This window comes from Butyrivibrio proteoclasticus B316 (assembly GCF_000145035.1).
Classification (GTDB): domain Bacteria; phylum Bacillota; class Clostridia; order Lachnospirales; family Lachnospiraceae; genus Butyrivibrio; species Butyrivibrio proteoclasticus.
In genome coordinates this window covers 934,758-954,130 of the sequence record NC_014387.1, presented here as the reverse complement: position 1 = coordinate 954,130, position 19,373 = coordinate 934,758, and the positions used below count along the sequence as shown (strand labels likewise).

16 protein-coding genes and 2 tRNA genes are annotated in these 19,373 nt (G+C 37.8%); 8 read left to right on the top strand and 10 right to left on the bottom strand.

Annotated elements, in window-relative coordinates; all coding sequences use genetic code 11:
* Nucleotides 1-9 precede the first annotated feature (9 nt).
* Both BPR_RS21525 and BPR_RS03980 read right to left on the bottom strand, forming a co-directional pair.
* Nucleotides 10-1,224, bottom strand: a complete 1,215-nt coding sequence (locus BPR_RS21525; RefSeq protein ID WP_167531144.1) for an ATP-binding cassette domain-containing protein — start codon at nucleotides 1,222-1,224, stop codon at nucleotides 10-12.
* Nucleotides 1,225-1,432: 208 nt separating this feature from the next.
* A complete protein-coding gene (locus BPR_RS03980; RefSeq protein WP_013280173.1) occupies nucleotides 1,433-2,476 on the bottom strand; it encodes a hypothetical protein in 1,044 nt (347 codons plus the stop codon).
* Between the two features lie 398 nt (nucleotides 2,477-2,874).
* Here BPR_RS03980 and BPR_RS03975 point away from each other — a divergent pair.
* The 3 genes from BPR_RS03975 to BPR_RS03965 all read left to right on the top strand — a co-directional run bounded on the left by BPR_RS03975 (nucleotide 2,875) and on the right by BPR_RS03965 (nucleotide 5,357).
* Nucleotides 2,875-2,946 (top strand) — tRNA-Trp (locus BPR_RS03975).
* A 156-nt stretch (nucleotides 2,947-3,102) separates the two neighbouring features.
* On the top strand, nucleotides 3,103-4,296 hold the full coding sequence (locus BPR_RS03970) for a tyrosine-type recombinase/integrase (protein ID WP_042256492.1): 1,194 nt from the start codon (nucleotides 3,103-3,105) through the stop codon (nucleotides 4,294-4,296).
* Between the two features lie 236 nt (nucleotides 4,297-4,532).
* Nucleotides 4,533-5,357: an SHOCT domain-containing protein gene (locus tag BPR_RS03965; protein ID WP_013280171.1), complete on the top strand. Its 825-nt coding sequence runs from the start codon at nucleotides 4,533-4,535 to the stop codon at nucleotides 5,355-5,357.
* Between the two features lie 56 nt (nucleotides 5,358-5,413).
* Here BPR_RS03965 and BPR_RS03960 read toward each other — a convergent pair whose 3' ends face one another.
* Nucleotides 5,414-6,097 (bottom strand): helix-turn-helix domain-containing protein, encoded by a 684-nt coding sequence (locus BPR_RS03960; protein ID WP_013280170.1) that lies wholly within the window; start codon nucleotides 6,095-6,097, stop codon nucleotides 5,414-5,416.
* Nucleotides 6,098-6,261: 164 nt separating this feature from the next.
* On the opposite strand from BPR_RS03960, the gene BPR_RS03955 reads away from it, so the two are divergent.
* The 4 genes from BPR_RS03955 (at nucleotide 6,262) to BPR_RS03940 (ending at nucleotide 9,826) form a co-directional block, all read left to right on the top strand.
* Nucleotides 6,262-6,468: a helix-turn-helix domain-containing protein gene (locus BPR_RS03955; RefSeq protein WP_052301791.1), complete on the top strand. Its 207-nt coding sequence runs from the start codon at nucleotides 6,262-6,264 to the stop codon at nucleotides 6,466-6,468.
* Between the two features lie 189 nt (nucleotides 6,469-6,657).
* Entirely contained in the window at nucleotides 6,658-7,731 is a 1,074-nt protein-coding gene (locus tag BPR_RS03950; protein ID WP_013280169.1) for a hypothetical protein, read from the top strand.
* Between the two features lie 410 nt (nucleotides 7,732-8,141).
* On the top strand, nucleotides 8,142-8,546 hold the full coding sequence (locus BPR_RS03945) for a hypothetical protein (protein WP_013280168.1): 405 nt from the start codon (nucleotides 8,142-8,144) through the stop codon (nucleotides 8,544-8,546).
* Between the two features lie 617 nt (nucleotides 8,547-9,163).
* Complete coding sequence (locus tag BPR_RS03940; RefSeq protein WP_013280167.1) at nucleotides 9,164-9,826, top strand: recombinase family protein; 663 nt, start codon at nucleotides 9,164-9,166, stop codon at nucleotides 9,824-9,826.
* A gap of 125 nt (nucleotides 9,827-9,951) precedes the next feature.
* On the opposite strand, the gene BPR_RS19610 is transcribed toward BPR_RS03940, so the two are convergent.
* The 5 genes from BPR_RS19610 to BPR_RS03920 all read right to left on the bottom strand — a co-directional run bounded on the left by BPR_RS19610 (nucleotide 9,952) and on the right by BPR_RS03920 (nucleotide 15,680).
* Entirely contained in the window at nucleotides 9,952-11,826 is a 1,875-nt protein-coding gene (locus tag BPR_RS19610) for a zinc-ribbon domain-containing protein (RefSeq protein WP_052301790.1), read from the bottom strand.
* A gap of 524 nt (nucleotides 11,827-12,350) precedes the next feature.
* On the bottom strand, nucleotides 12,351-12,752 hold the full coding sequence (locus BPR_RS03930; protein WP_207636491.1) for a HEPN domain-containing protein: 402 nt from the start codon (nucleotides 12,750-12,752) through the stop codon (nucleotides 12,351-12,353).
* A 31-nt stretch (nucleotides 12,753-12,783) separates the two neighbouring features.
* The gene (locus BPR_RS03925; protein WP_013280164.1) at nucleotides 12,784-13,164 is read right to left on the bottom strand and encodes a nucleotidyltransferase domain-containing protein; all 381 of its coding nucleotides are present in this window, start codon (nucleotides 13,162-13,164) and stop codon (nucleotides 12,784-12,786) included.
* 162 nt (nucleotides 13,165-13,326) lie between these two features.
* A tRNA-Arg gene (locus tag BPR_RS20680) sits at nucleotides 13,327-13,384 on the bottom strand.
* Between the two features lie 76 nt (nucleotides 13,385-13,460).
* Complete coding sequence (locus BPR_RS03920) at nucleotides 13,461-15,680, bottom strand: ATP-dependent helicase (protein WP_013280163.1); 2,220 nt, start codon at nucleotides 15,678-15,680, stop codon at nucleotides 13,461-13,463.
* A 199-nt stretch (nucleotides 15,681-15,879) separates the two neighbouring features.
* Between BPR_RS03920 and BPR_RS03915 the strand changes: the two genes are divergently transcribed.
* Nucleotides 15,880-16,161 (top strand): hypothetical protein, encoded by a 282-nt coding sequence (locus tag BPR_RS03915; protein ID WP_042256488.1) that lies wholly within the window; start codon nucleotides 15,880-15,882, stop codon nucleotides 16,159-16,161.
* 70 nt (nucleotides 16,162-16,231) lie between these two features.
* Here BPR_RS03915 and BPR_RS03910 read toward each other — a convergent pair whose 3' ends face one another.
* Nucleotides 16,232-18,172 (bottom strand): glycosyltransferase family 2 protein, encoded by a 1,941-nt coding sequence (locus BPR_RS03910; protein ID WP_042256487.1) that lies wholly within the window; start codon nucleotides 18,170-18,172, stop codon nucleotides 16,232-16,234.
* Nucleotides 18,169-19,347: a glycosyltransferase family 2 protein gene (locus BPR_RS03905; RefSeq protein ID WP_167531143.1), complete on the bottom strand. Its 1,179-nt coding sequence runs from the start codon at nucleotides 19,345-19,347 to the stop codon at nucleotides 18,169-18,171. The genes BPR_RS03910 and BPR_RS03905 overlap by 4 nt, the downstream gene beginning before the upstream one ends.
* Nucleotides 19,348-19,373 lie beyond the last annotated feature (26 nt).

The following is a 19,373-nucleotide window of genomic DNA, read 5'->3' as shown; positions in this document are numbered from 1 at the left end:
CAAAAACATTTACCATGAAAGCTCTGAAGCGTGCATTGGCCATGCATTTACGCGTATACTTGAGATTTTGCCGTTCTTGACCCTGACCACACGATTGGCCATCTTGGCAATCTCAGCATTGTGAGTGACCATAACAACTGTTGTGATCTTCTTGCTGATAAGATTCTCAATAAGTTCCAAAACCTCCTGCCCTGTAGCAAAATCAAGAGCTGCCGTAGGTTCATCTGCAAGTATGATCCTTGGTCTTTTGACAATTGCCCTTGCGATGGACACTCTCTGCTGCTGACCTCCACTCATCATAGAAGGATAATTGCCTGCCCTGTTTGAAAGTCCAACCATATCAAGTGCCTTTTCCGGCTCTGCAGGATTCTTACAGATTTCGGCGATAAATTTGACATTCTCAAGTGCCGTGAGATTTGGCATTAAGTTATAGGACTGGAAAATAAAGCCAACGTCATCTCTTCGATAATCAATCAGCTCTTTTTCCGTGGGTTTCGAAAAGTCTTTTCCATCAAAAAAAATCTCTCCGCTGCTCGCTGAGTCCATTCCACCGATTATATTAAGAAGAGTTGTCTTGCCACAGCCACTCTCTCCCAAAATAACCAGAAATTCATTTTCATATATATCAAGGTCGACACCCTTTAAAATATGCGCAACTTCCTGGCCTGACGGGTAATCCTTGATTATGTTTCTAAGAGACATGACCACCTTGCGATCAGTATTGGTATTATAGACATACCCTCTCTCATCAATGTTCATCGCAACCAGCGCAGCAAAGGACTTCATAAGTGCCATCTCATCTTCCGTGTAGGCAGCATCAGCTTTATCAAAGATTTCAACACAGCCTATAGTCTGGCTTCGAAGGATCATCGGGAATAACAGGACATTCTTAACCACATTTCCCGTGATATCATCTTTTCCTCCCGGAAACCGTGAATCTCCCCCTGTATCTGCTATGAACAGTTCTTTATTCCCATCGGAGATTTCTCCAACAATTCCCTGTCCATATTCAATCGAAAAGCCGGCGATATTGTTTTCGCCAACTGACACTATGCTGTAAATGTGCATAGTGTCAGGACTTTTAAGCCAAATCCCACCGGAAGAAGCAGATACCTCTTTGAGCAGCGCCTCAAAGGCATCCGAAAGAGCCGTCTCAATCTGATCAGCTTCCATCAAATGCATTATATTCAGCAGCGTCAGCATATTGTCATTTGTAATTGCCATTCGCAAGATCTCCTGTGGTTGATGTACAATAGAGGGCGATTGCATATTATTACACACACTATTTTACGATATTATGTGCGTGATATTCAAGTTGACGTCATTTTTCAATATACAGAACAAAGAGTGTCGTACTATATTCTCCAAGCACGACACTCTCTTACTTCTACAATATTCGCATATTTATTATATCTTTTACATCATATGATTGTTACTGGATAGCAACAGCATGATAATATTCGTCGCTTCCACGTTCGATCGTTACAGAAATATTCTTATCCTGGAGAATTACAGGACATCTTGAAAAATTGGTGGAAGCATCGAGCCTTATCTGCATTGTTCCGCCACTGGTATTGAGGAAAAGTGTATTCTCCGTAGTAGCTCCATCAACTGTACCTGTAACTGTTGTCTTGGAAGAAGCATCAAGTGAAACCTCCGCTGCGGCCTTGGAGGAATTATTAACTATCTTGGAAGTATGATTCCAGGCATCACTTTCTCTGTAGAAATTAACTGAAATAGACTGCCCCGGTATCAATACTCTGCATCCGCTTGCATCTGTAGCAAGATCAAGAACAAATTCCATTGTACCGCCTGATGTACCAAGATACAGCATTGATGCAGTTGTTCCCTTTTCAACTGTTCCGCTCACATAATTGGCAGATGATCCGCCAGATGAAGTTGAAGATGCCGATGAAACACTTGAGCTTGCAGTAGCAACATCAGATATTGAAAGAGCATGCATATAAGCATCAGATCCTCTTGCGCAGACTACCTGTACCTGCTTACCAATTATCAGCATTGTAGTCCCGCTAAGATCAGTATCTGCATCCATCTTGATCTGCATTGTTCCGTTATCAACAACAAGATACAGAAGTTCCTCTGATGTACCCTTGGCAATTCTGCCCTTTACAGTTGCCTTGGTACTCTGATCAATTGCCGGCTTACCAACCTGGGTACTTCCAGATAACTTGGATACATGCCAGTACTCATCACTTCCCACATAGCAGGTGGCAACTACTGAATTACCGGGCAGGATAACCTTGGTTCCCGAAACAGCTACATTTGAATCAATCTTAATCTCCATTGTTCCACCGCTGGTATTAAGGTATAGCATTTCTGCATTTGTTTTGTCTGAAACCGTACCTGAAAAGGTCGACTCTGCAGCTACAATCCTCACCGGAAAAAGAATAACACCGGCAAACATAGAAAATAACATAATAGCCACAGTAAATATCGAAAGAGCTCTTTTTTTCATACAAATCCCCCTTATGAGATAAATTGCCTTATAAGACTTAGTTATCAGTCTATAGCGCTGTTGTCATCTGATAACTTTATTCATTTCATAGCATTAGCACTATATCTATTATATAACACTTATTATTATACATCATATTGTATTTCTCGTATAGAAGGAAATTGAGCTCAATTAAATATCACCTGCGTCTGCTATACGGACTTTAAGGATTGTAGTTTTCTGAGAGGTTTATACCCGAATTTAATATTTTTGATTTTTTCGGGGCAAAACATATAAAGCTTTTAACATAGGACACTTATTAGTAAATAAAATAACTATAAAATAATTATTTACAATCAATAATCAATGTGATAAACTAACATTCGTCGGTGCTGATAGATACTGACACAAATAAATAAAGGGGAATCATACAATGGCTAGTATGCCGGTCTCCAAAACCGCTCATGCGGGTTCGAATCCTGCTTCCCCTGCTAATTATTGAGAGCTTGAAAACTACATGTTTTCAGGCTTTTTTGTTGTTTTCAGGTCTGAAAACAAATTCCCAATTTCAACTAAAAAACACTCAAAAACACTAATTCCCACTATTAAATGTGGCTACAAATGTGGCTACAAGAAAGAGGTTATTTATGGCTAAAGGTATTTATGGAGAAGGAACATTCTCCGAAGTGACAAATCGTCCAAATGCTCCTATCAGGTATAGGAAGCGCATTCTAGGCAAGTATGTTAGTGTCTACGGAAAGTCAGAACGTGAATGCATCAAAAAAATGAAAGAGAAAGAATCACAGCTTCTCGAGAAAGAAAAGCTAATGCACCCTTCTGATATCGAACAATGTGCTTTGTTTAAAGATGCCGTTCTGTTCTGGTTAGAGACGTACAGAAAGGGTAAACTCAAAGGCCGTTCATTCGATAGGAATATGCAGATATTCCACACATATATCGAGGAAATGCCAATAGGAAGGATGTCTATTGATAATATTGGTTCTAATGACATCCAGTCACTTTTAAATGAAGTTTCATACAGCAGATCACAATCAACTGTGAATAAGGTTCACGGATTGCTTAATCAGTTCTTTGAGCATTACTACAAAAGGGATTCCAACAATAATCCCATGCTTCTTGTAGATAAGCCTCAAAAGCAAATTGACTATTCTGTTGTGGATGCAGGAGATATTGATAACAACAAAGTATTGTCAGACGAAGAAATTGAACTATTAACGAAAGAGCTAACTAAACCCTATCAGAATGGTATTGGAGGATATAAATGTGGATATATGCTCCTATTTATCATGTGGTCTTACGTCAGAATTGGTGAAGCTCTAGGTTTAAAATACGGAGATATTGCCAACCTAGAATGCGCAGACAACACTCGTTGTACCATGCGAATATCAAGGGAATATAGCCAAGAAATGAACTACGACACAGGAAAGAAGGAATGGAAGCTGACTACTCCAAAGTCTAAACACGCCATTAGAACTGTTCCACTCAGTTCTCAAGCTCAAGCTTGTTTAAAAGAGCACATTAAACTCTGGTGCAACAATATTGAGGCAAGTAGTTTTGTTTTTCAATCCGAAAATGGGAATCCTATCTCATTACAGCATCTAAACAAGAAACTTAAACAAGCTCTTGTGAACGCAGGAATTACTAAAGATATCAGTTTGCATGGTCTGAGGCATACTGGAATCAGTTATTACATCAGGCACGGAGTAGACATCTCACTTATCAGCCGTACGGCAGGACATTCTGATATCTCTACTACAATGAAGATTTACTATAATATCATTGAAGAACAGAAAATGAGCATGTTCGACCATATTGCATGATTATCATGAAGCATTTTTATAAAGTGCATAAAATACATTTAAAGCTCAACCCTCATTGTCACAGAAGGTTGAGCTTTACATATTGTTCAAAAGAAAAATAAGAAGATTTAAGAATCGATAGTTATACGTGTGTGAAATACAGAGCTTATGAATACTGTATTTCCATATATAACTTTCAATGAGAATATGATAAAATATGCACCAGCGAATAAGCAAATTAAAGGGAATGAGAGATTATGTTGGGAACAGTATTATTGACTATTATTATTGTAGGAGTTGTTTTTATTGGCGTAGCTAGCATGTCTAATAATGAATCAGATAAGGAAAATGATTATATTAATCGTTATTTTGAAGAATTGAAAAGAAGTTGTAAAGATGCAGATATTACTTTTGTTGAGCCATCTTATAGACAATCATATGCAAACTATAAATATACATATATATTTCAAAACGAGGTCGTTGTAGAAAATGGATCAAGTAAGATTAGTCCAGCATATTATTGGGTAGATAGTCAGAAGAATAAGCTTTGTTTCGTAGGGACACAGAAAGCGCTTACGATTCCACTTGAAAAGATTGAGATGTACACCAAGGATGGTTCTGTTTCATACATATCAAAAGTAAAAAATACTGGAAAAGATATATCTCTTTCAGGAGCTGTTGTTGGTGGAATCATAGCTGGATCAGCTGGAATGGCTGTTGGTGCAACGAAAGATAGACATCATATAGATACAGAAGTTGAGCAAGTCGATGAAAGAGTGGTCTACATTTATTATAAAGATCAGTATGATGTAACAAAAATGATGAAGGTTTCAAAGTCAAGTACCGGCGAAGGCTTTGAATTTGGAGAATTTTTACATAACAAGCTACCATTAAAAAGTGACAAATATATAATGGCTCATGGCGGTATTAGCGGAACATCACAAAAAGAGGTCAAACCTAAGGAAATCACTTTATATGATAAGTTAGAAGATCTTAAGAAGAAACTTAGTGATGGCCTTATTACAGAGGAAGAATATGCCGCTGAAAGAAAAGCTGCATTGAATATAACAGCACTAATGTAAAATCAGGCAGCATAAAGCATTATAATCGGCAGCAGGTATATAGCCTGCTGCCTTTATTATCCAAACAGATTTTCATTTTCTTCATCAGATATTAGGGATTTAACCATCATATATGGTTTTCCATTTTCGTCTTTCTTAATCATATACTCATACATCGCATCATCTTTGATTTTCTTTTGCACCCCATCCACACATGAATATGAAGCAAAGTGCAAAGGATACTTCATAATCTTTCTAAAGAAAGCCTGTCCACCTATAGATGTTAATAAAGCTATATAAGTCCTTATGTATGTCTCATATTTCATAATTGAATTCGCATCATCATAGTCAATCTTCTCGAGCAACTTTAGCATTTTATTATGTGCTACGTTCATTTGCTTTTTTAATTCTTTCTTATGCTGTTCAGCGTCAAAATGATAATGCTCTCCGCCTTCTAATTCTTCAATATTTTTTCCATCTTCCGCGAAAAAAGCTAATGAAGCATCAGCTTCGCCTGATTCAATTTTCTTCAAGAAATCATCCAACACACGATTATGTTCTATCGCATCCAAAGCTTCAAAAATCTTATGTGCAGATTCCTCTGAAATTGTCTTTGTTCGTCCGTTTTCTATATTGTTTACCCAGTACTTATTTTGACCACAATCAGCAGATAATTTATAAGCTGATATGCCCAAATCTTTCCTTCTTCTCTTTATATATGAAATCATTCGTTCACTCAAAATAATTTTATTTCCATTCATAAAAAAGCTCCTCCAAAAAAATCTGTATTTATATTGTATTGCTCTCTTGCGTATTTGTAAATGGATATTTTGTACTTTTTTTATTTTCTACGTAAAATTATTGACTTTTTACAAGCTTGCTGATATTATATTTTCTGTTAAAAATAATGGAAAGGAGTTCAAAAATGGATAAAATAGTGGTATTTCAAGATGTTCTATCTATAAAAGATATTTCTAATATATTAGGAATAGGGATCAATCAGGCTAGAGCACTTGTAAATAGAAGTGATTTTCCTTCTATCCAGATTGGAAAAAAGAAACGCATTGTTCCCAAAGAAGCATTTATGCAATGGCTAAATCATGGTGCCTTAGGAAAACGATATGTTGTTTAATACTTTACTGATGTCTATACACTATCAGATGCAATTAGTTCCCATTTATACTATGTGGTTTTCAACAAAAATGATTCCCTGACCTTTTTTGAAAAATGATGCTTCTGATAATGGATACTATACTCAGTACTCTCTTGCTGAAATCATAAAGTACCTTGAAAAGAGAATATCTGCAAACCCAGATTTATTATGAATGATGCATTTATTTTAGCGCGCCTTCGTAGTTTGAAGGTAGACGGGCTGGATGGCCTAAGAGTTGAGATAGCCAACTATAAAAAGCTATGTGAAATATTTGAGTGGGATAATACTGGCGGTAGAAAACGAGAGCTTCGTATGGAAGAGCTCAAGAGATTTTGTGATTATCATAAAGAAGGTCACAAGATTATTATTGATAGTATTTATGATGTTCCTAAGGTAAAAGTTGATAAAAGACAAGATGGGAACCATAAAGTATATGTAACTCTTGTTGAGAGTGTACTGCTGAGTTATTTCATTGAACACAAACTTACTACTGCAAATTTTCGTAAAAAAGAATTATGGGAAATATTAGGACTCGTTAATCCAGAGTATGGAAAATATGACGATAACTATGCACCACTTAAAAGAGAATTACAGTTGTATGATTGTGGAATAAAGGACTGGCAAATTAAAAACTTCTATGCTGATAGCAGAAGAGTAATGAATAATATTGTCAATTCCGCATTAAAGTCATTAAGAAATCGAAAGCTGATTGAATTTGAGGACAATGTATTAGTTGCCAAAGATAAGAGAGGTTCATATTTTGAGGTCAAAGATAAAGAGCTTAGAACTCAAATATTGGAGATAGAAAAAGAGACTTTAAATGAATTAAACTGTGCTTCGATGAGTAATGTTATCTATAACTCAGATAAAGAAGTATCAGTTGCGAGATATATGAAGTTACGAGACGAGAAATTAAAAAGTCGTTTGGGAATCCAGTATATCTTTAGAAGGTATCACATTATTTGCAATCCAAAGTATTTGAATCAGGGACTTGTTGAGAACCTGAAAGCTCTTAAACAAGAGTTAAATGATAAATCTATGGATAAAGTGTTAGACACGATTGAGCAAAGATGTGAACAGACCAACAATGATCCAGAAACGTCCTTTAGATACCATAGGAGTTATATGGATATACAAAGGATGTTAGCTATGAAACTATTAAGTACAAACAAGGCGAAAGTTGAGGAATATTTCTTATTGAGGAATGATTGGGAAGCAGATGAACTAGAACTCTTTGCATAAAAATTGACACTTTAAAATATTATATATCTAAGAGTATTATTATACTTTTCTAAAGTGTCAAAATTTTCTTTATGATTCCAGTTAGTTGGTATGACACGAACACAAGTGGTTCGTGCCATGCTCCAACAACAAGTTGTTTTCGCAAATAAGTTAGATTGAAAAATATAAATGCTTCTGGGAGCAGCAATTTGCTTCGTATGAACTTGTTCGACAGAACAATTCATATGAACAAATGCGCACTACCAGAGCGAAACGAGCAAGGGCATAAATCTTTAGATTTATCCCTGCGCAGTTTAAATACTGTAATAAGGTGACAAATTATTAATTGGTTAGTATCTGTTCTTGAAAAACGTTTGAAAGAACAAGTATTTGGTGCTTTAAAGAGCGCCTAATTATGAAAGGAGTGTTTCATGGATACATTTGACATTAAAAGAAAGGTTAACAATATCAGAGGATTTGCAGAATCTCTATCGCAATTGTTGATGGACACAATGTTAGAAAGTACGCATGTTCAGTGTATGCGGACTGGCGATCAAACTAACTTACATCGCAAATTCTATTATTGCAGACTCCTAAATATTCTCGAAGTTCTTGGTAGTATACAAGCTCTAACTGTAGGTGAAGATGGGGATATCTATATGTTAGGAATGGAGGAGGATAACTTTGATGATGGCTTTGATGATGACTATAACTTTGATGACTATGAATATGATGCAGAGAGTGATTCATGGTTTTCTAGAAAAGAATATCCTGAAAAAGCAACAGCAAGTGGTATAGATTCGATGGGAAAAAGCAATGTTGGAAAAACAACTTAATAGATGATAAAAAGAGGCAGCAGTCATGCTGTCTTTTTTATATCTGCAATAATGACATATGCGTCACAAAAATTAACGCGATATGTTTTCTAACACTCTACAGCTATGGAAATCTCTTAAATCCGCTATTATATAACTCAAAGCAAACTCTCTACAAAGCAGCATAAATACTGGTTTTCAAAGAAAATCGTCCAAAAAATTCATATCGGTCTATTATCGCACAAAGTTAGTGTTCATGCCGATTACATCATTTTTAGCCGTAAATAATCATTATAAATATAAGCATTAAAATAGCTGAAAGCGGCTTGGAAACTGAGGTTGTACGATATTAAAAGCTACACTTTTAATATAATCCTGGGCAGCAGTTGTCTCGCCTTAATGGCGAATGGCTTAACCATGCGTTTGCCATCAATGGCGAACGTATTATCGGTGCGTTCGTCATTAATGACGAATAGTTTTAGCAAAATCTATATTGAGTTTTGTGTCAAACTATCCTTATTGAATTCTAGACGATACATAAGTGTCATTTTATATTGACATAAAGATATTTTGACAGTATTATTGATATATCAATTAAACACTAGTTTAAATGACACTATTCATTGGAGGATATACCTATGGGGAATACATTTGCTTATATGCGAATAAGCACAAAAGAAGAACGAGGGCTTCAGAAATACGGAAGACAAGAAAAAGCATTAACAAAATACGCTAAAGATAATAACCTTGAATACATCCTTATAGCTAAAGAAGACGAAAGTGGAAAAAGCTTCAGTAATCGTAAAGAATGGAAGAAGCTCGAAAAGCTCGTACAATCTGGAGACACCATAGTATTTAAAGATATAAGCCGTTTTACTCGAGAAGCTGAAAAGGGCTATCAAAAATATATGGAACTACTAGAAAAAGGAATAGAGCTTATATTCATTGATAATCAAACTATCAGCACTCCATATATCAAACAGCTTTTGAACGTTGCCGAAAAACAAAATCTCGTAGCCAAAACAAGCTTAGAAAGCACCGTTAAACTTCTACTAATTGTCGAGCTTGATAGAGTCGAGCAAGAAAGGCTGATTCTTATAAAAAGAATAAAAGACGGAATTAACGCTAGTGACAAAAAAAGCGGTAGAATTACTGGAAATGTAGACAAGCTAACTGATGAACTAAAGACAGATATACTAAAATATAAGAAAGACCGAACTATCAAAGCAATTGATTTAATGAAAAAGCATAATATAAGCAGAAACACCTTCAAGAAATACTGCGATTTAGTATCTGAATAATCAAGCACAAAAGACTGACTCTCTGTATAGTCAGTCTTTTTCTTACTTAGCTAATATGTAGGGGTATTTTTCGCATAAACAGCTTATCCTTTTTTTGTAATAATACAAGCTGTTTTATCTACACGCTATTCATATTTCCAGTGATATCCACCACACTTTTCTTGTTTTCCATTTAGACACATATTCAAAGAACTATAACTACGATTGATTGACTTGGCAGCACTAACAATATCTGCAAACAATTCGCCAGTTTCTATGCACAGAACTTTCTTTTTATTTGGCTGATAGCAAGAACACTTAGAATTGTTACGTGTTCTATACAATACCCTTTTCTGGTACTCTTTTCCACAATTGGAACATTTCCACCACACTTCTTTAAAACTGCCTGAAACTACATCCTGCGGCAGCAGGCTACCATTCTTTTCGTAATTCCATTCTTTGGCTATATCAGGAAATTGTGTTTCTAGATCATTGAAGCCTTTCAATACCTTTTTATTACCGCAATAAGGACAGCCACAATGACTTTTTTCATTTGTTCGATTTAAGATTGATGAATAATAAGAATGACCTTTTTCACATATCCACCACGCTTTTTTTCGAGAACCAGCATTTATATTCTCTGGTCTTAGAGGATAGTTTTTTTCATAATCCCATTCTTTAGCAATCTCAGGATATTTGGTCTTCAAATCCTTTTCACCGCTTTGCCATTTTACGCCATAGCAATATGGACATCCTGCTCCATACGCCCTACTTGCGATAGTAGCATTCCATTCGTGTCCTTTAGAACAAATCCACCACACATACTCGCCACTTCCTTTAGAAAACATGTCAGGAAGCATATCGCCATTTTTTTTATAATTCCATTCTTCCTCTAATTCAGGATTAGTAACGACAATACTATTCTTTTTTAAATGTGTTTTATACGTTTTTAAAATATCTGTTCTATCACGTTCAAAATCAATATCTACCTCAAAAGAATTATTAGTTAATTCATTTATTCTTTTTAGTAGTCGTTTGAGTGCTCCAGAATACTCCTTGTAATGTCGCGTTCTGTCATAATAGATTATATTACCTTCATCTTTTTTATTTCTTAGTACTTCCTTTATTCTTAATAGCCTTATATTATTGGCAAGCATATCCTTATTCTTTCGGCTATCTCTTTCTTTTACTTCTTCTGATGAATGGAAATAAATACCATCATATTCAATAGCAATATTGTATTCTGGCAAAAAAGCATCTACTTCCCACCCACATATTTGTTTCCTGCTTTCAACCTTAGTAACTTGCTTAAGGTAATAAAATATTGCTTGTTCAGGCAATGAAGTACGTAAACTGGAACTACAATGAGGGCAATATGTACCATTAGCCAAACTGTTAGGCTTAGCTTTCCATTCATGACCTTTAGGGCATATCCACCAAACATTCTTTGAGCTGCTATGCGCTGTAATCTCATTTGGTAAAAGAGGATAATTCTTTTGATAATTCCATAGTTTTGCTATCTCTGGATATTGCGACTGTAAATCATTAAAACCTGCTAAAACTTTTTTACCAGAACAATATGGACAACCACTGTTCAAGCGGATTCTATTGCTAGGAATAGCTGAATAGCTGTGTCCTTTAGGGCAAACCCACCATATTCTTTTTTCACTTGATGCAGTTACATCATCCGGTGTTAGATTACCATTCTTTTCATAGTCCCATTCTTTTGCAACTTCTGGAAAATCTGATACCACTTTCGAATTACGATTTCTTTTTCCATGTGGACTAGAATTCTTAATCCCTATGCTCTTTCTGGCACAGTCATTACACTTATGTCCATAACTAACATCAACAATTCTTTTGTAGTACGTTTGACCACATTTAAGGCATTTCCACCATACTTTTATAGTGCTACATACAGACACATCATTAGGAGAACATATCTCGTTATTTTTACTATAATCCCATTCATCAAGTAAATCAGGGCGTTCTTTAGCTAAAATTCGTTTTGGTCTTGCCATAGACATAATCCTTCTTGAAAAGACTTTTTATATGTACTCTCATACATATTACTATCATTCCCATAAAAGAAAATGGCAATTAAAGAAGTATAAAAACCTTATAATACTAATGTAAATCCTTAGCATACTCGATTACCGCATTTTCTTGACAAGCCTATTTCCACAAATTATAATTCGCCTTATATTGAATTAGAGATGTTTTTAATCTCTCCAACAGATGTGGCTACAAATGTGGCTACAAATGTGGCTACAGATTGAGTTGATAGTTGATAATCCTTGTATTTTCAAGTTTTTTAGCAGGTAGTGAGTCTAACTCCAAAACCGCTCATGCGGGTTCGAATCCTGCTTCCCCTGCTCAAAAAGAAAAGACTGGAAACCAGATAATTACTGGAGTTTCAGTCTTTTTTGTTGATAAAAATCTTTTGTTGTAAATGTCTGTTTTAGTTCAAAAAAGTACGTTTTGAAACAGTAAATTCAGGGTGATTTTAGGGTGGTAAATCGCTTGTCAATCGTATTAAAAAAGATTATTTGAACTTGTATTTGCTTCTATAATGCATAATATTTTTCTTGTAGGCAGGCTTTAACGTAAGAAGCCAATCCTCTGCTTCAACTAATGCACCGATAATAGATGTAATTCTCACAGAGTATTTTAATGAATAGCGGCTTTCGGCTTCCCATCTGGTATACTCATTTGCATTTTTGACAATCTTTTTGGGAACTGAAATGCCATATTTTACACAGTGATCTTTGATAAGTCTATCCAAGTCATGGATATATAATTCCTTCACTCCACTTGTTTGCTTGTTATAGATGCAGTATTTCAACATTTTCTCGATTGCCTGTTGAACATGATATGAAGCTAGATTCTTCATGTCTTTAAGTCCATTATTACTCTGGTAATTACAAATTGCCTGTCGAGCTAACACTAAATCAGACAACGATTTTGTAAGATATTCTTCAAACATTCTTAAAAATAATCTTCCCTTTCGTTAGTATATCTCTGGCTACAAACTCTTTGCTTTTATCAAGAGCTGCCTGAGAATTAAATGTCAGGATATCATAGTCTTGATCTTCGTTTATCTTATAGAGTTTAGTCTTGAAGTCATCATACGACTTCGATCTAAACAATCTTGACCTTGTTACATTACTCACAATAGCAAGATCGATGTCTGACCGTTTAGTGCATCTCTTTTCCAGAGATGAGCCAAACAGATAAATAGTATCAATTAGCTTACATTCTGCTGCAATCTTGATTATTTCCTCGATAATATCCTTTTTTATGTCCGCAACTCCAAAAGAGTCACCAACATTATTCTTCATTGTTACAATATTGCACATGATAACTCCTTTCATCGCAAATAATAGCCCAAAAGGGTTCAAAACAAGGCATTGATTTTTATGATATCGAATGTATCTAATGATGTCTTGGTACAATTATAATAACAAAAATAGGATGGTATTTCTACCATCCCATCATTGTCACAACTATCTATTTTCCACTAAGGGGCTCGAACCCACGACTCATGGTTTAGGAAACCATTACTCTCCCAGCTGAGTTACAATTCCTATAAAGAGGGGCTGTCGCACTAATTTAGTGTGACAGCCCTTTTTGTTACTTAAAATCTTCCTGATCTTTATTCTTCTAATATTTTCATACCGGTTGTAAAGGCGAAGGGATATATAAACTTGCGCTCCGAACCATCATCAAACTCAACAGTGAACTTGGTCGGTATTTCATCTTCATCCCAGGTCACATCACTAATAACGCCCTCACCATATCTTTCCTGATAGACGCGCTCTCCCATGACAAGATTTTCAGGCACGTTTGCGCCCGAAGTCACAGGTGCAGCCTTCTTTTTAAGGAGCATTGTTGTGGCACTATGTTCACTACTTCTGATCTTAGCCTTTGCTCTATTTACACTTCTGATGCTGGCGGTTTCTCTGACGCCACTTTCCACACTTCCCACTCCGGTGCCCGTCTTGGCCTTGTTTCCCTTTATCAGCTCCCCTACAAAAATCGACGGTGCATCCCCATACTTAAATATGGTCAGTTTATCCTTGGCTCTTGTCATTCCGACGTAAAAGATTCGTCTCTCTTCCTCGTAGTCACGCTTCTCGGAAGGAAGAGCAGTCTTAAAATTCTTGATCATCTTACTCGGAAAAACTCCGTTTATCACATCTATCAAAATGACATTACTGTACTCAAGGCCCTTACTGGAATGGACAGTTGAAAGAATGAGTTTTGCACTATAGTCATTTTCTTTTTCCGTAATAATAGTCCTAAGCTCCTCGAGCCTATCCAGAAATCCCTGGATTGTCGCTTCATTTTGAGCCAGCATCTCAAGGATAAAAAGCTTATTGTCATCCATGTTGTTATCACGAAGATAATCGCCATAGCCCATGTACTTGTTTATGCGGTTAATAGCCTTGGCCGGGCTGTCCGCCGCCATATTCCTAAAGTGAGTGCGAAGGGATCTGACATTTGAAAGAGTATTCTTGTTAACCTCAATATCCTCAACTGCATCCAGAATTCCGTAATGCTTGTAATCAGCCATTTGGCACATCTGCTCTGCATCAGGTTTTCTCAAATAAGTCTGGAACTTAAAATATATCTTCATGAAGAGTTCAGGGTCCATGGGATTTAGGGCAAACTTTAGGATATTGACTACGTCCACAACTATTCTGTGGGTAAAAAAGGCCATATCTGCGCTCTTGATCCTATATGGCATATCCTCACGATCAAGCATATCCACAAGCGGCAGAATACTCTCATTATCTCTGTACAGGACCGCAGTCTCAGTATCCAGGCTCTTAGCCATATCCAGAAGATAATTGTACTGTCTTTTTCTAGTATCCAGAACTACATAACTAATATCAGCAGCCGCGTCTCTTGTGGCCCGCATATGCTTCTCGTGGCGGTTAAAGTTCTTTTGAATGAACATATCCGCAAGCTTAACTATCTTGGCATTTGATCTGTAGTTTTGATCCATGACAAGGACTTTGGCGCCTCTGTGCTCTTTTTCAAAGTTAAGAAGAGCCTCCGGATAAGCCGCCCTAAAGCCATAAATACTCTGATCCTCGTCACCAACCATGAAAAGATTTCCATTTTCTCCTGCAAGAAGTGAAATGATCATGTGCTGGATCTTGGAGGTATCCTGCGCTTCGTCAACGCAGATATATCTGTACAGTTTTCTGTAATAATCCAATAAATCCGGTGAACTTTTCAGCATCCTGTAGGCGTAGATCATCTGATCGTCATAGTCCATAAGGCTTCTGGCCTTAAGTTCAGCATTGTACTTGTCATACATATCCCACAGTTCTATGCCTTCATCCTCGCCGCGCTTTCTGATCTCTTTTTCCGTGAGCATCATGTTCTTGCAGTAGGTGATGAGCGTGCGGATATTCTTGATATCACTCTCAGTAGGATATTCCCTGCAGACCTTGACGTATAGGTCAGTCAGTATCTTGCCCGAAACCTTCTCATCCGTGATAAGGTCAAAAGACTTCTTGCCTATAAGCCTTCCATAGTGGCTGATTATCTTGGCACATATCCCGTTAATAGTCCTAAACTCAAGGCCCTGAGCCATCTCTTTTCCAAAAAGAGCTTCAAAACGCCTTGCCATATCCCTTGTCGCTGCAACCGTATAAGTCAGCGTCAGAATGTTCTCAGGAGCTATCCCCTTAACACTCAGCATGTACCCAAGCCTATTGACAAGTACCGTAGTCTTGCCGCTTCCCGGCACTGCCAGTAGTAACACCGGCCCCTCTATAGTTCGCACAGCCATAAGCTGTTCATTATTTAATTTCTGTCCATATTTATCCAAAAAATCTTTTTCCGTCATAGTATCTACCATACCACAAAACGTCTGCCCTAGTGCACATTTTTGTAAAATATTGCTATCCACTGCGCAGCCCCGCAGCCAAGCCGCCTGCAGGCGGCTCGTGGCGCAGGTATTATCCGTGAATAGAAGGAAGATTTATAGAGTTTCATTTGTCATAGAGTCTGAAGTAGTGTATGATGAGAGCACTATTGTTTTAAGGAGGTTAAGTTGTATGGATTACAGTAGTGCTTACGCAATTGGGGCTGTATTTGGATCAATCATGATGGGATTTATCCTTGGAGCTGCTCCTCTTATAATGGGTATCAAGAAGAAACAGGTAGGTCTTGGAGTTGGCGGTTTCGTTGCTTGCATCATCGCTTCCTTCATCCTTGGTCTTATACTTGGTGCACCTGTTTGTGCCCTGTTCATATTTCTTATCATTCATTTTGATAAGAAAAAGAACAAGGATGCACAGCAGTCATCTGATCAGAATAACAACCAGCAGGCTGTTTAATATCTGATCATCATTTGCAAATTTAAAGGCCATCTATGACTTGGTTTAAGTATCATAGATGGCCACTTTTTTACCATTTCGCACCCTTTATTTTCCACATATCTATGGCAAAAGACATCCTGACGATCCGCCAGAGTCCCTTAAAAAACTCCGCATTGCTCCTGCTCATAACGCACCCTTTTCCTGATCCGGGTTCATAGAGCATCACCCTCTTATGCCTGTAAGTCTTCCATGGGGAATCAAGAGGAGTAATCACTTCCATTTTTTTATCACCAGGCAGAAACCAGCCGTTAAAAGATATCTTTTTAAATATAGAAGTCTCATACCTGGAGTGATCATAGTATTCACGCAGCATCTCTATAGTCATCTTATCCGGCACATAATAAGCTGATATCTCTTTGGCCGCGGCCTTACTAAAGGGACAGACTTCTAAGTAGTGAGCCATAAGCTCCTTGTGGATAGCCTCAGGGTTGCTGTTTAGAAGCCATTCTTTTCCTCTCAAGAAGTCCGTCAAACCTCGATAAATAAAATCACAGTCTGCATATCTGTAACTTATGAGCATGCCGATGTATCGTCTTATAGTCCATGCTTTGAGATGACTTTTAAGATAATCCTTCTCAAAAAGATATGACGAAATTATGTTATTGCGCATATTGTAATACTGCTTAACTCCAGAGAAAACAAGCTCGAACCCCTGGTGCCATACATTAATTCCGTTTAAGAAAACAATCCCCTTATCACTGTTTATAAGACCAAACTGAATATCATCATGGTGTACAAAAAGCGGAAGCGGGAGCTTATCCTCAGTGATCGCGCTCATATGATAGCAACAGCACCACCAGGCGCCATAAGTCGTATCAGGATACTCACAGGTTGTCATCCAGTCTGATGTGCATGTAGCATAATCCCTCAAGTCTGCCATCATATACTCATTGTGGAGTTTCATCTGGCCATACCACTCCCCGGCCGCATGCTGAATGTAAGGAAAGTCCTCTCTCATAAGAGCCCCTGCCACAGTGATGTCGCGGTATTCCTTTTTGAGAAAACTAAGGAAACCATATAGCCTAACAAACAACTCCGGGTCAAAAACAGCATCGTCATCCATCAGCAGAAGGTGCGTAAGCCCAAGCTCTTTTCTCCTCATTGCCTCAACCATTCCGCGGCTAAACCCGCCAGTTCCGCCGGTGTTGGCGTTAGGAATAACTTCTATAAATCTATCTGTTCTATGCTCGCCCTGGCAGTCAGAGTCTGCATTTGTGTCAGGATCTGTCTCCATAATTCTCTTAGCAGAATCTAAAACAGCTTGAAACTCCTCGTTATCAGAGAGCGTCTGCCCATTATCTATGATAAATACATGCAGATGCCTGAAAGCTTCCTCAGCGCCCTCACTACCTGCCGCCCGTAAAAGAGATCTCATATTCCGAATAACATAGGCTTCTCTTCTATAGGTACAGATATTTACACCAATTGTTATTCCATTCTCATCTCCAGAAATACCTCCGCCATCGGTGCCTTCCCCTTTAGAATCTATATTTTCAGCATTATCCTTTTTCTGCAAGAAGCTGCCACTACCATCATAGCTGCCTCTTAGAATCCAGCTGTCATCCTCAATAAATCGCGGATCAATCTGTAGTTTGAACCAGATCACGCCTTTTTTGCACATCTTGTAGGGAATATCTACCCTGACCTTTCGAAGCTCGCTCGCCCTATCACCACTGTCAACTTCGCGTCCTTCCTTGAAGGCTCTGATTCTCTCACGCCCGCTGACAGGCCTGCTCTCAAGAATTTCCGTATGAAGTTCGCTTGAATCATGCATCACTACCAGTTTCCTAAAGCCCTTCACTTCCAAGACCAGCTCAAGCTTTGCTATATCACAGTATTTGTGATGTTTTTCCAGGTAAAAGAGATTAAAAAATCCGTCAAATAACAGAGTATCCCCATCTCTGTGAAAATACAGTTCTTCGACATCACATATTTCAGAATTTGGAAAAAGAATAGATTGCAGATTCATAGACGCCCCCAATTAGCTATATTGTACTGAAGTCTGTACATCATCTTAAGTGCTCCGACTGCTCTTAGTTTGCAGGCAAGGGCTACTGCGATGAGTTTGGGCTCGAGGTTATGGAGGCGGATGCCTGTAAGCGCTGTCTTATATGGCACTGAAGATAGGCAGTCTATGATTTCTGTTCTTACTTGCTGCTGATTCTTTGGGTTACCGGGGTTGAAGAAATAGAGTTTGGTTGCAATGGCAAAGCTCTTTATTATACGGGCATAAAAAGACTGCTTTAAATGCAACAATTCATTATTTGACACATGCTTCAAGCTGGCATCTTCTGGATTATCGATTTCTGTATTATCTTTATTATTATATTTTTCATTCATAGAAGCTATAGTCGCAATCTCTTTTTCCAGATAATCGAAGACTTTCTTATCCTGAATAATCCTATCGGTGCGGTAGCTGGTTGTTATTGAGGAATTGCCAACTCTATAGCGATAGAGGAATGTTGGAAAATAGTAGATTGTCCTGGCAGCGCCGAAGGCTCTGAAGTTAAAGCACATATCATCAAGGACCCGAAGGTCTCTTGGGAAATAGAGGTCATTATCAATGAGGAATTGTCTGCGATAGAGTTTATCCCAGGGTGCAGCCAGTGGGACATTTCTATGAAAGGTTAAGTCTGCGACATGGGCGGGCATATAGGGATAGAGTATCTGCATCTGCATAGAGCGGATACTGGATGGATCATCTGTCAAGAATGCATAATCTGCATGAGGCGTCAATTCTCTTTTTATATATGCAGGAGCAGCATTTGTTTCCCTGTAGGCATCAAAAAGAACTATGTCAGCTCCGGTTTCAGTAGCTTTAGTATAGGAGCTTTCAAGATATTTTTCGGTTAACAGATCGTCTGGATCAACGAAGGCAACGTATTCTCCGGTAGCCTTCTTAAGGCCTGCGTTTCTGGCTGCTGCAGGACCTGAGTTCCATTGGTGGATCACCTGCATGAAGCCATATTGACTTACACATTTATCAAGGATATCGCCGCTATTATCAGATGAACCATCGTCTACGAAAATGACTTCATAGTCGCTTTGAGGCATAGTCTGAGTAATGATGCTATCCACAAATCCAGCCAGATACCTGGCCGAATTATATACAGGTACTATCATGGAAACTTTTTTGTCACTCATATATGCCTTGTGCTGTCCTTTCATGC